This window comes from Pseudomonas sp. TWI929 (genome assembly GCF_039673335.1).
In the GTDB taxonomy this organism is placed as follows: Bacteria; Pseudomonadota; Gammaproteobacteria; order Pseudomonadales; family Pseudomonadaceae; genus Aquipseudomonas.
Map to the genome: position 1 here is coordinate 1 of NZ_JBDJLK010000118.1, position 12163 is coordinate 12163.

Below are 12163 nucleotides of genomic sequence, written 5' to 3' on the forward strand. Positions count from 1 at the left end.
GGATATCACTGGTGTATCTGTGGGAGCGGGTTTACCCGCGAAGAGGCCAGTTCAGGCTATACAAAGCTTAGCGGTAGGTCGGCAGGGCAAAGCGCTGCTGGCTTTGCAGCATGGAAATCACCGGCAATTCACTGGCCTGCTCGGCCAGGTCCCGGCGGATGGCGCTGATCGCCCAGGACAGCTGCTCGGCACTGTGCAGTTGCCCATAAGTCAGCACCCGGCGGGTAACCTTGCCATCTGCAGCACGCAGGGTCAGCAGCACGCCGCCATCGGGGCGGGCTTGGGTATTCACCTGGTAGGCCGAAAATACCGAGACGAACTTTTGCTGGATGAGGTCCATATCAACTCCTGGCTGTTGTGTGGCAGACATGAGTTGATGGTTGCAGCGACCGTGCCAGAAGCTGATTTAGAAAAAGCCCAGTAAATACAGGCTGTTAAGCGGTATTTGCGCATGCGCTGTCGTGCAGCTTGCATGGTCGTGCATTTTGCACAGTGCAATTTGCACGGTACCGGCTTTGCCTATCGGCCCCATAGAATCTGAACCTTTGACCGCAATGGCATGCCTGACAAAAACTTGGGCAATCATTTATGCCAGGAGGTTCCCGATGTCCAGCCAAACCGCGCCCGCCACCATGACCGACGACGAAACCGCCGCGTTCGCCGAGCAGGTGTTCGAACGTGCCCGCCAGGGCGATGCCGAAATGCTCGGGCGCCTGCTTGCCAGTGGCCTGCCGGCCAACCTGCGCAACCACAAGGGCGACACCCTACTGATGCTGGCCAGCTACCATGGCCACCACGGCGCAGTGCGCGTGCTGCTGCAGCATGGCGCCGACCCGCTGATTGCCAACGACAACGGCCAGTTGCCCATCGCCGGTGCCGCGTTCAAGGGTGACCTGGCCATGATCCAGTTGCTGTTGGAGCACGGCGTGCCGGTGGACGCCGCCGCGCAGGACGGGCGCACCGCGCTGATGCTGGCGGCCATGTTCAACCGCAGCGAAATCCTCGACTACCTGCTGGCCCAGGGCGCCGACCCGGCGCGCCAGGATGCCCGCGGTGCTACCGCGCTGATGGCGGCGCAAACCATGGGTGCGGTGGATGTCGCGGCACGCCTGCAAGCGCTGGCCGGCTAACCGTCAGGGGGCATTTGCGGCTATCCTTGGCGACTTTTCACCCGTCGCAGGCCCCCTTTCATGAAAACTCAGTTGCTCGAATTCATCAGCCTCATTGGCGCCGGCTGCATGCGCGAGGCAGACATCGAGCGCATCGCCGACGAGGCCGCCCAGGCCTACGCCGACCCGGCCGCCTTCCTGGCTGCCAACCCCGATATCAACTACGACGACAGCTTCCCCATCCCGCTGGGTGAATGGGTGGTGCTGGGCAGCCTGCCGGACACCGTGGTGTTCCAGGCCGACAGCTACCAGGACCTGTTCCAGCAAATCAGCGACTCGTTCGACAACAGCGTGCCGTTCACCCTCAAGCCCAAGCAACTGGCCCGCACCGAGCCGCTGACCGCGCTCAACCGCATCCAGGTGCAGATGGGTGCACTGAACAAAGAGGCCGGTGGCTATGTGCTGCTGAATTTCAGCCAGTTGCTGGATGACGAGCTGCAGATGGTGATGGTGGGGCAGCATGACCTGGCGCGGGTAATGGAGCTGGGGGCCGAGGTGGGGATCAAGGTTGAGCCGGCTTTGGAAGCATTGAAAGTAGCCGTCCACATCTAAAGGCTGGCACGGTCCCGTGTAGGAGCGGCCTTGTGTCGCGATGGGGCGCGCAGCGGCCCCAACAATTTCAGCTTCGCCGCATAAATTGCCGGGGCCGCGTTGCGGCCCATCGCGACACAAGGCCGCTCCTACAGGGACCGGTGCAGGGCAAGTTAGCCCAGCGCAGTATCCAGGAACATCATCACCGCAAACCCACCCATCAACCCCAGGGTCGCCGCTGTCTGGTGCCCGTTGCGATGGGTTTCGGGTATCACCTCGTGGCTCACCACAAAGATCATCGCCCCTGCCGCCAGCCCCATGCTGATCGGGTAGGCCAGGGCAAAGCCGGTCGAAATCCCCAGGCCGATCACCGCCCCCAGTGGCTCCATCAGCCCCGACCCGATCGCCACCAGCGCGGCCTTCAGGCTCGACAGCCCGGTGGCGCGCAAGGCCAGCGCCACGGCCAGCCCCTCGGGGATGTCCTGGATGGCAATGGCGCTGGTCAGCGGCAGGCCGATGTTCATGTCGCCATTGGCAAAGCTCACGCCAATGGCCATGCCCTCAGGCAGGTTATGTAGGGTAATCGCCAGCACGAACAACCATACCCGGCTGATGCGCTCGGCCTCTGGCCCGCAGGGGCCGGTGCTTTCGTGTTCGTGCGGGGTAAAGCGGTCCAGGCCGAGCATCAGCAGCACGCCCAGGCCCATGCCCAGCACCACGGTAAAGGCTGCAGCGGGGCCATTGCCGGTGATCTCGCGGGCGGCATCCAGGCCCGGCAGAATCAGCGAGAACGAACTGGCGGCCAGCATCATCCCGGCGGCAAAGCCCAGCATCACATCCTGCGTGCGCGCGCTGACATCACGCAGTACCACCGCCAGCACCGCGCCCAGGGCGGTGGCGCCGAAGCCCGACAGCCCACCCAGCATGGCCAGGTGCAGGTTGTCGGCGTGGTCGCCATGCACCGCGTTCCACAGGCTGGCGGCCAGCAGCACGATCACTGCCAGCAGGCTCAGCCCCAGGCCGGCACTGAGCCAGGGGGTATTCACGACTTGCTGGCGCCAGGCGTTCAGCAGCGAAGGTGGCGTGGCGCTTTGGGTGTGGGCGGGGGGCATGCGAACCTCGAAAGCGGTGGATGCAAGCAGTTTACTCAGGGACCTGCGGCAACCGCCAAGGATTCCCTTCTATGGGTGTGATAGCTGACCCAGTGCGCGTCAAGCCCCGTCCTTCAGTGCTGGGAAGGAAAGCGCAGACGCCGAAGGCGTCCTTCGGCGGTGGAAGTCAATACGGCGTTTGCTGTTGCTCGATGGATTGGCGGATGATTTCGATGGGAGCGCCGTCGCAGCTACCGGCGAAGTAGGAGGGCGACCACAGTGCGCCGCCCTGTGTATTAGGAAGACGCAATTTTCACGGCAAAGGTCGTTGTCGTTGCTCATTGACCTAACTACATTATCCCCATGCAACGCCTCCAAGCCTTCAAATACCAACTGATGCCGACCGGCCAGCAGCAGCGCGACATGTGCCGCTTCGCGGGGTCGTGCCGGCTCGTGTTCAACAAGGCGCTGGCAATGCAGAAGGAACGCTACGAGCAAGGCGAGAAGAAACTCGGCTATGCCGGTCTGTGCAAGGCACTCACGGCGTGGCGCAATGGGCTGGAGACGCCGTGGCTCAAGGAGGCGCCGGTGCATCCGCTGCAACAAACGCTCAAGGACCTGGAGCGCGCCTATGCCAACTTCTTCGCCAAGCGCGCAGCCTTCCCGCGCTTCAAGAAGAAAGGCCAATCTGACAGCTTCCGCTATCCCGATCCGAAGCAGATCAAGCTCGATCAGGCCAGTAGCCGCATCTTTTTGCCCAAGCTGGGCTGGCTGCGCTACCGCAACAGCCGCGAGGCGCTGGGCGCGGTCAGGAACGTCACTGTCAGCCTGAGCGCGGGTAAATGGTTTATGAGCATCCAGACCGAGCGCGAAGTCGAACAACCCGTGCCGCAGGCCACCAGCGCCATCGGCATTGACGTCGGCATTGCCCGCTTCGCCACGATGAGCGATGGCAGCCACCTTGCGCCGCTGGCCAGCTTCAAGACGCATGAAGTCCGGTTATGCCGTGCGCAGCGGGCGATGAGTCGCAAGAGCAAATTCAGCAGCAACTGGAAGAAGGCGAAAGCCCGAGTCCAGCGCATTCACGCCCGCATCGGCAACGCTCGCCGCGACTACCTGCACAAGGCCACGACAGCCATCAGCCAAAACCACGCGATGGTGTGCATCGAGGGCTTGCAGGTGAGCAACATGTCCAAGTCAGCGGCAGGCACGGTCGCAACACCGGGTAAAAACGTGCAGGCCAAGTCCGGCCTGAACAAGGCCATCCTCGATCAAGGCTGGTTCGAGTTCAGGCGGCAACTACACTACAAACTGCAATGGGCGGGCGGGTTGCTTATTGCGGTGGCGCCGCATAACACCAGCCGTACGTGTCCGCAGTGCGGCCATGTGAATGCGGCCAACCGCAGGACACAAGCGCAATTCCGGTGCGTGGCCTGCGGCTTCGAGGAAAACGCCGATGTGGTCGGCGCGATCAACATACTGGCGCGGGGACACCGCGTTGCAGCCTGTGGAGAGACGGTGCAGTCGGGCCGCTCGATGAAGCAGGAACCCACCGAAGCGACTACGCGAGAATCCTCGCGTAGCACCGTAGGAATCTCCTGCCTTTAGGCAGGGGAGGATGTCAATATGCTGTGCAGCAAAGCCTTGGCACAGGAGTTTAGGCATGGGGTCGACGTTCAACAGCCTGGTCGGGCTGATCATTCTGGCGCTGGATATCTGGGCCATCCTCAATGTGCTCAAGAGTGGCAGCGAGGTGGGCATCAAGGTGTTGTGGATTTTGCTGATCGCCTTGCTGCCGGTGGTGGGGCTGGTGATCTGGGCGATTGCCGGGCCGCGCGGGAATGTGCGCATCTGAAGCCTGTACCGGCCTCTTCGCGGGTAAACCCGCTCCCACAGGTACTGCACAGAATTTGAGGGCGGTGCGGTCCCTGAGGGAGCGGGTTTACCCGCGAAGAGGCCAGCACAGACAAAACCCGCAACACAGCCGTGACAAAATTTTCACATTGGGTTAAACAGAATCCGCACCCGCACAATGCTGCGTTGGTCTAGCGCCACCGCCATCTCCGCAAACCCGCAATCCTAGGACCTTCCCATTCATGGCTAACACGGACGCCTTGAAGCAACGGGGCGCGCGAGCTTCGTTCTCGCCGACCCTGAAATCCCACCTGGCCTACACGCTGCTCAGCGGCCTGGTGATCATGCTGATGCTCAGCCTCGTGCGCCTGGCGCTGCTGGTCTACAACAGCGATATGGTCGGCGATACCCCTTATTCGACTGTCGCCGAAGGCTTCTTCAACGGCTTGCGCTTCGACCTGCGGGTGGTGGTGTACATCAGCATTCCGCTGCTGCTGGCCCTGCTCAGCCCTTGGGCCATGGCCCGCCGTGGGGTGTTCCGTTTCTGGCTGACCCTCGCCTCGAGCGTGGTGATGTTCCTCGGCCTGATGGAAATGGACTTCTACCGCGAGTTCCACCAGCGCCTCAACGGCCTGGTGTTCCAGTACATCAAGGAAGACCCGAAAACCGTACTGAGCATGCTCTGGTACGGCTTCCCGGTGGTGCGCTACCTGCTGGCCTGGGCCTTCGGCACCTGGCTGCTGAGCTTGCTGTTCAAGGGTATCGACCGCATCACCCGTGGCCAGGGCGAGCAACGTGTGGCGCCGTGGTACGGCCGCCTGGCGGTGTTCATGGTGATTCTGCTGGTGGCCGTGGTCGCCGCCCGTGGCACCCTGCGCCAGGGCCCACCGATGCGCTGGGGTGATGCCTTCACCACCGACTCCAACTTCGTCAACCAACTGGGCCTGAACGGTACCCTGACCCTGATCGACGCCGCCAAGAGCCGCTTCGGCGAAGACCGCGCCAATATCTGGAAGCCGGTACTGGAGCAGACCGTGGCCACGCAAAGCGTGCGCGAACAGCTGCTGACCGCCAACGACACCCTGGTCGATGCCGACGAGGCTGCCATCCGCCGCGACTTTGTGCCGCCGGCCGAGCGCACCCTGCCGATCAAGAACGTGGTGGTGATCCTGATGGAAAGCTTCGCCGGCCACTCGGTAGGCGCGCTGGGCAGCCCCAACAACATCACCCCGTACTTCGACAAGCTGGCCAAAGAAGGCCTGCTGTTCGACCGCTTCTTCTCCAACGGCACCCATACCCACCAGGGCATGTTTGCCACCATGGCTTGCTTCCCCAACCTGCCGGGCTTCGAATACCTGATGCAGACCCCGGAAGGCGGCCACAAGCTGTCTGGCCTGCCAGCCTTGCTCAGCGCCCGTGACTACGACGACGTGTACGTTTACAACGGCGACTTTGCCTGGGACAACCAGTCCGGGTTCTTCGGCAACCAGGGCATGACCACCTTCATCGGCCGTAACGACTTCGTCAACCCGGTGTTCTCCGACCCGACGTGGGGCGTGTCCGACCAGGACATGTTCGACCGTGGCAACGAGGAGCTGGCCAAGCACGATGGCAAGAAGCCGATCTACGCGCTGCTGCAGACCCTGTCCAACCACACCCCGTATGCGCTGCCGAAGGACTTGCCGGTAGAGAAGGTTACCGGCCATGGCCGCCTGGACGAGCACCTGACCGCCATGCGTTATTCGGACTGGGCGCTGGGCCAGTTCTTCGAGAAGGCGCGTAAAGAGCCTTACTTCAAGGACACCCTGTTCGTCATCGTCGGCGACCATGGCTTTGGCAACCAGCAGCAGGTTACCGAACTGGACCTGGGCCGCTTCAACGTGCCGCTGCTGCTGATTGCCCCGGGCATTCAGGAGAAGTTTGGTGCGGTCAACCACACCGTGGGTACCCAGGTCGACATCGTGCCGACCATCATGGGCCGCCTGGGTGGCCAGGCCCGCCACCAGTGCTGGGGCCGCGACCTGCTCAACCTGCCTGAGGGCGACCAGGGTGTGGGCATGATCAAGCCGTCGGGCAGCGAGCAGATCGTCGGCCTGGTGCAGGGCGACCGCATTCTGATCGAGTCCAAGGACATGACCCCGCGCATGTACCGCTACCAGCTGGGCAGCGAGTTCAAGGCCGAGCTGATCGAAAGCCCGGACCAGCCGGAAATGCTCAAGAAGCTGGAAGCGTATATCCAGACGGCGACCAAGAGCCTGCTGGATAACACTGCCGGTGTAGTGCACGGCACACCGAAGTAAAAGCTGCTTCGCCAGACGAACCTGGGCCGTGTAGGAGCGGCCTTGTGTCGCGAAAGGGGCGCGTAGCGGCCCCACACCATCAGCTTCGCCGCAGATATTGCTGGGGCCGCTTTACGGCCCTTTCGCGACACAAGGCCGCTCCTACAAAAATGCGCTGCTCCCGCTCCCTCTGACTGAACATTCTCCCCGCCCCAAGGTCAGTTATTCTGGCATCACACACCCGGAGTCCGCTGACTGAGAGGGTTCGTTCAATGAAAGAGTGGGAAGTCATCTTTGCCGACCAGAAAGGCGTGCTCACTACCCTGAGCCTGCATGGCGACCAGCGCCCCAGCGAGGAAGACGCTGCGCGGGCCATCCGTTCGCACCTGTTCCCGGTGATGGACGAGCTGGACCTCAACGACTTCCAGGACCGCACCATTTCCCCCACCGCACGCTGGCTCAAGGAGCACAGCGGCGTGACCATCACCAGCATCCACGAAACGCCCTGAACCACACGTTTGCGTGGTGCCGTGGCAGGCACTACGCTGGGTGAAGGTGCCAGCCTATTCTGCGGGCTGGTACCGCTTCAATTCGCGTCTTGCATCAGCTCGAACTGCCCGGCCGTTGCCGGCAGGTGCGTAGTGCACGGAAAGTCTATCCATTGCATTATTCAGGAGGACGATTCATGAGCAGCCAGAACGACGATATCAGCAGCAACGTCCTGCGCCAGATGAAAGCAGGCGGGTTCGACTTCACCCAGATCCACCCCATCGAGTTCTACGCAGTATTCCCCGACGAAGCAGGGGCCCGCCGCGCGGCTGGGCAGTTTCGCGGTGAATCACTCAATGCCCAGGTCAAGGAGCTGGGCGACGGTGCCTGGCACCTGGAGCTGAGCAAGGTCATGTATGCCACCTATGGCGGGATTGGCGACTTCGAAGAGGCCTTTGAGCAGCTGGTGACACCTTATGGTGGTGAGGTGGAAGGGTGGGGGGTCAAGCACGAGCGACCGATTGCCTGAAAGTTTTGTGTTGCCTTCTTCGCGGGCTTGCCCGCTCCCACAGGGATATCACTGCCCTCAAGTCCTGTGATATCCCTGTGGGAGCGGGTTCACCCGCGAAGAGGCCATCAAGGCTTACGCATTGCCATATGCCCCAGATAGGCCAACAACGCATCCAACTCCTGTTCGCTCAATACACTTTCGGCAAACCCTGGCATCTTCGCCTGCGGCCACTGCCGCAAACTCTGCGGGTCCCGAATCAGCTTGCGCAAATACGCCGGCTGAAAATATTCGGTCGGGTTATGCGGCACATTCAAATCCGGCCCCAGCTGCGCATCCCCCGCACCATTTAGCTTATGGCAGGCCAGGCAGTTCTGCTGGAACAAGGCAAAGCCCTGGCGCACCGGGCTATCAGCCGGCAATTTCGGGTCGGGCAACAACGCCGGAAAACGCTGCTCCACCGGCGCCAGCTTGCGAATACTGGAAATCTGGAACGGCCACTGCTCCGGGCGAATGCCGCTGGCCTGCGGCGCCGTCCACACCAGGTAGAACGGCCCGGCACTCGGCTTGCCCTGGCCCAGTGGCGGCCACGGCTTGCCCGGGTCTTCCACGGCCAGCCAGGCCCGTGCCGGCCCTTGCTGCAACAGTGGCGCAGCGGGCATTTCGGCGGCAAAGCCGTCCAGTGCAATCGCCTGCAGGTGGTCGCTGGCGCTCACGCCTTCCAGCAGCGTGGCCAGTGGTACCGCCCGGTAGTGCATGGGCTTTTTGTAGGAAACGTCCTGGTCGATGCTGATGTCCCTGGCCTGCGGGTGGCCGAGCAGTTCGGCACTGCTCCACTGGCGCGCTGTAGCGCCGAGCTCAAGGTGCAGTTGCGCCGCCGACAGCGGCAGGCTCAGGAGCAACGCTAACAGGGCAAGGCAGTGGCGCATGGGCAAACTCCAACCATCAAGGCCGGAAGATTACCTGTGCGCTGCCGTTTGGCGCCACCGCCGCCGTCATCCGAACAAACGTGTAAGGTTCGGCAAGATCAACAGCAAAGTCGTGGCGAAGAGAATGAGCCCAGCTTGGCGAATTTTCGATTGTCTGAACATGGCGGACCGCCTTCTTGTTGTTATTCCTGAATACCCGTTGGCTTCCTTGTCGCGCTGCGGGTCGATCGCAGTGGCGTTACTTGCGCCTGAACTGCTTGCCTCTTGTAAGTGGATATACAACCAACAGTAGGGGCTGCGTCATCCATATTTGAGAACCATTTGTTCTAACGGCATGGTTAATTGATTTCGTCTGGCTATGAGGCCAAGTGCCAGCCGACTGGCATGCGCTGGCTAGACAGTGGCGCAAGTGCCAGCCAGGGCCCGACGAAATGTGACCGTTCGTCAGTGCAGCCTACTTGCTTGTACGTGCCTTTCGCGTCAGTCTCTACAGCAGATTCCCACCCATGTCGTTCAGGACTATCCCTATGTCGTTACGCATCTGCATCCTTGAAACCGATGTCCTGCGACCGGAGTTGACCGCGCAGTACCAGGGCTACGGCAGGATGTTCGAGCAGCTCTTCTCGCGTCAGCCGATCGCCGCCGAATTTTGTGTGTATAACGTGATGCACGGCGACTACCCCGCCGACAATGAAGTGTTCGACGCCTACCTTGTGACGGGCAGCAAGGCCGATTCGTTTGGTACCGACCCCTGGATCCAGACCCTCAAGGCCTACCTGCTGAAGCTTTACGAGCGTGGCGAGAAGCTGCTGGGTGTGTGTTTCGGTCACCAGTTGCTGGCGTTGACCCTGGGCGGCAAGGCCGAGCGGGCAGAGAAGGGCTGGGGCGTGGGTATCCACCGTTACTCGCTGGCGGCCCATGCGCCATGGATGGACCCGGAAGTGTCGGAGCTGACCTTGCTGATCAGTCACCAGGACCAGGTGACCGAGCTGCCGGAAGGCGCCACGGTGATCGCCTCCAGCGATTTCTGCCCGAATGCGGCGTACCACATTCGTGACCAGGTGCTGTGCTTCCAGGGCCACCCGGAGTTCGTGCATGACTACTCCCGCGCGCTGCTGGATGCGCGCCAGGAATATTTGGGTGATGAGGTGTACCACAAGGCCGTGGCCAGCCTGGCGACCGAACACCAGGGCGACCTGGTGGGCGAGTGGATGTTGCGCTTTATTCAGCAGTCGGTGAGCAAGCACGACGCGGCGTGATGGCCGGGGGCTGCTGCGCAGCCCAATCGCGACACAAGGCCGCTCCTACAAGGGACCGCGATCGACCTGTGGGAGCGGCCTTGTGTCGCGATTGGGCCGCAAAGCGGCCCCGGCTTTCTAGAGCCAACCCGATTTCTTGAAGCTGGCAAACAACCCCGTACAGCCCAGCACAATCACCCCCAGCACCCCGAAATACCCGTAGTGCCAGCCCAGCTCCGGCATGTTCTGGAAGTTCATCCCGTAGATCCCGGCAATCGCCGTAGGGAACGCCAGAATCGCCGCCCAGGCCGCGAACTTGCGCTGCACGATGCTTTGCCGTGAAGACTCCAGCAGCATGCCGATCTCGATGGTCTGGCTGGCGATGTCGCGGATACCGGCCAAATCCTCCATCTGCCGCGTTACATGGATCTGCACATCACGGAAGTACGGGCGCATGTTCTTGTCGATGAACGGGAAGCTCAGGCGCTGCAGTTCCTCGCTCACTTCCACCATCGGCGCCACATAGCGGCGCAGGCGCAGGATGTCGCGGCGCAGGCTGTGCAGGCGGCGGATGTCATCCTCCTGCAGCGAACCGCCGAGCACGCTTTGCTCCAGCTCCTCGATCTCGCCATGAATGGCCTCGCTGACCGGCTGGTAGTTCTCGGTCACGAAGTCGAGCAGGGCGTACAGTACGAAGTCTTCGCCGTGCTCCAGCAGCAACGGCCGCGCCTCGCAGCGTTGGCGCACCAGGGCGTACGACTTGGAGTGGCCGTTGCGGCAGGTGATGATGTAGCCATTGCCAGCGAAGATGTGGGTTTCGATGAACTCCAGCTTGCCTTCGTGGCGCACCGGCGAGTAGGTGACGATGAACAAGGCGTCGCCAAAGGTTTCCAGCTTGGGCCGGCTGTGCTTTTCCAGGGCGTCTTCGATGGCCAGTTCGTGCAGGTTGAACTGGCGCTGCAGGTTGGCCAGTTCCTCGGCATTGGGCTCCTCCAGGCCGATCCACACGAAGTGCCCCGGCTTGCGCGCCCACTCGCTGCCTTCGTCGATGCTGATGTTGGTGACCTTTCTGCCGGCGCTGTACACCGCCGATGCCACGACTCGACCCATGGTTGCCCGCTTATTCCGGTTGAACACGGGTTACAGCTTGGGCCTTGGTGGGCGCGAGGGCAACCTATCCTTGGGCCAGTTCCCCTTCCATGCGGTCGATGCACTGCTGCATCTGCCCCCGGCACTGTTCAATCAGCTGAGGCAGGTCCTGCAGGGTCATGCCCGTCGTGGCAATCGGCGGCAGCGAGCGCACGATTACCGAGCGTTGGCGCCAGCTGTTCAGGCGCAGGCGCCTGGCATAGCGGCTGACACACACCGGCACGATCGGCACACCGGCCTCGATGGCCATGTGAAACGCGCCTTTCTTGAACGCCAGCAAATGCTCGCCGGCATTGCGCGTGCCTTCCGGGAAAATCCAGATCGAGGTGTCGTCCTGCAGTACCCGTGTGGTCTTCTGCATGGCCTTGCGCGCCTGGTAGGAGTTGTTGCGGTCGATCAGCACGTTGCCGCCCAGCCAGAACAACTGGCCGAACAGCGGAACCCAACGCAGGCTTTTCTTGCCGATGGCCACCGTGCGTTGTGGCACCACCTGGCCGAGTACGAACAGGTCGAAGTTGGACTGGTGGTTGGCGACGATCACACAGCCGGGCGGCTGGTCCAACAGTGGGCCGACTTCGGCCTTGACCTTGATGCGCATCAGCCAGGTAGCCGGCAGGCTGTAGAGGTGGGCGAACACTCGGCTGTTGTCGGGGTTGAAGGGGCGGCACAGGCCAATCAACAGGCCCACGGCGCCAACCGCGAGAAAATGCAGCGCTAGCAGGAGCATGCGCAATGAATAAAGCATGGAACGACTCACACCAGACAATCGCCGCGCAGTTTACGGGTGTGCACTGGCCGGGGCAAATACAGGTGCTGCGTCCACGAGCCCTGTAGGAGCGGGGGGGGGGGGGGGGGGGGGGGGGGGGGGGGGGGCCGCACACAAGAGGGGGTCACGACTCTCATGATGGGGGGAGGGTGGGGGTTAG

The 12163-nt window shown here is 62.3% G+C and carries 14 protein-coding genes and 1 pseudogene; 9 read left to right on the forward strand and 6 right to left on the reverse strand.

Translation table 11 applies throughout. The annotated features are described in order from the left end of the window. Positions 1-67 precede the first annotated feature (67 nt). Positions 68-340: a DUF3509 domain-containing protein gene (locus ABE456_RS26570; RefSeq protein WP_346646575.1), complete on the reverse strand. Its 273-nt coding sequence runs from the start codon at positions 338-340 to the stop codon at positions 68-70. Positions 341-605: 265 nt separating this feature from the next. On the opposite strand from ABE456_RS26570, the gene ABE456_RS26575 reads away from it, so the two are divergent. Then, the gene (locus tag ABE456_RS26575) at positions 606-1130 is read left to right on the forward strand and encodes an ankyrin repeat domain-containing protein (RefSeq protein ID WP_346646576.1); all 525 of its coding nucleotides are present in this window, start codon (positions 606-608) and stop codon (positions 1128-1130) included. Positions 1131-1190: 60 nt separating this feature from the next. Continuing rightward, the gene (locus tag ABE456_RS26580) at positions 1191-1721 is read left to right on the forward strand and encodes a hypothetical protein (RefSeq protein WP_346646577.1); all 531 of its coding nucleotides are present in this window, start codon (positions 1191-1193) and stop codon (positions 1719-1721) included. 152 nt (positions 1722-1873) lie between these two features. On the opposite strand, the gene ABE456_RS26585 is transcribed toward ABE456_RS26580, so the two are convergent. Next, entirely contained in the window at positions 1874-2812 is a 939-nt protein-coding gene (locus ABE456_RS26585; protein WP_346646578.1) for a ZIP family metal transporter, read from the reverse strand. Positions 2813-2978: 166 nt separating this feature from the next. Continuing rightward, a pseudogene (locus ABE456_RS26590) lies at positions 2979-3077 on the reverse strand (IS200/IS605 family transposase); the annotation flags it as partial. Positions 3078-3154: 77 nt separating this feature from the next. Between ABE456_RS26590 and ABE456_RS26595 the strand changes: the two are divergent. The 5 genes from ABE456_RS26595 to ABE456_RS26615 all read left to right on the forward strand — a co-directional run bounded on the left by ABE456_RS26595 (position 3155) and on the right by ABE456_RS26615 (position 7942). Further along, the gene (locus ABE456_RS26595; protein ID WP_346646579.1) at positions 3155-4399 is read left to right on the forward strand and encodes a transposase; all 1245 of its coding nucleotides are present in this window, start codon (positions 3155-3157) and stop codon (positions 4397-4399) included. Between the two features lie 55 nt (positions 4400-4454). Then, positions 4455-4646, forward strand: coding sequence for a PLDc N-terminal domain-containing protein (locus ABE456_RS26600; protein ID WP_289129518.1), 192 nt, complete (start codon positions 4455-4457; stop codon positions 4644-4646). Positions 4647-4887: 241 nt separating this feature from the next. Continuing rightward, complete coding sequence (locus tag ABE456_RS26605) at positions 4888-6945, forward strand: LTA synthase family protein (protein ID WP_346646580.1); 2058 nt, start codon at positions 4888-4890, stop codon at positions 6943-6945. 251 nt (positions 6946-7196) lie between these two features. Further along, complete coding sequence (locus ABE456_RS26610) at positions 7197-7433, forward strand: hypothetical protein (RefSeq protein WP_346646581.1); 237 nt, start codon at positions 7197-7199, stop codon at positions 7431-7433. Positions 7434-7609: 176 nt separating this feature from the next. Beyond that, on the forward strand, positions 7610-7942 hold the full coding sequence (locus tag ABE456_RS26615) for a ribonuclease E inhibitor RraB (RefSeq protein WP_016715077.1): 333 nt from the start codon (positions 7610-7612) through the stop codon (positions 7940-7942). A 107-nt stretch (positions 7943-8049) separates the two neighbouring features. Here the strand turns inward: ABE456_RS26615 and ABE456_RS26620 are convergent, their stop codons facing one another. Beyond that, a complete protein-coding gene (locus tag ABE456_RS26620) occupies positions 8050-8850 on the reverse strand; it encodes a c-type cytochrome (protein ID WP_346646582.1) in 801 nt (266 codons plus the stop codon). Between ABE456_RS26620 and ABE456_RS26625 the strand changes: the two genes are divergently transcribed. Both ABE456_RS26625 and ABE456_RS26630 read left to right on the forward strand, forming a co-directional pair. Further along, the gene (locus tag ABE456_RS26625; RefSeq protein ID WP_346646585.1) at positions 8849-9142 is read left to right on the forward strand and encodes a hypothetical protein; all 294 of its coding nucleotides are present in this window, start codon (positions 8849-8851) and stop codon (positions 9140-9142) included. The genes ABE456_RS26620 and ABE456_RS26625 overlap by 2 nt on opposite strands. 235 nt (positions 9143-9377) lie before the next feature. Beyond that, positions 9378-10109 carry an amidotransferase gene (locus tag ABE456_RS26630; RefSeq protein ID WP_346646583.1) on the forward strand — a complete coding sequence of 244 codons (732 nt, stop codon included), beginning with the start codon at positions 9378-9380 and terminating at the stop codon, positions 10107-10109. A 117-nt stretch (positions 10110-10226) separates the two neighbouring features. Here the strand turns inward: ABE456_RS26630 and ABE456_RS26635 are convergent, their stop codons facing one another. After that, positions 10227-11198 carry a magnesium and cobalt transport protein CorA gene (locus tag ABE456_RS26635; protein ID WP_016500951.1) on the reverse strand — a complete coding sequence of 324 codons (972 nt, stop codon included), beginning with the start codon at positions 11196-11198 and terminating at the stop codon, positions 10227-10229. A gap of 64 nt (positions 11199-11262) precedes the next feature. Beyond that, the gene (locus ABE456_RS26640) at positions 11263-11982 is read right to left on the reverse strand and encodes a 1-acylglycerol-3-phosphate O-acyltransferase (RefSeq protein ID WP_346646584.1); all 720 of its coding nucleotides are present in this window, start codon (positions 11980-11982) and stop codon (positions 11263-11265) included. Between the last annotated feature and the right edge of the window lie 181 nt (positions 11983-12163).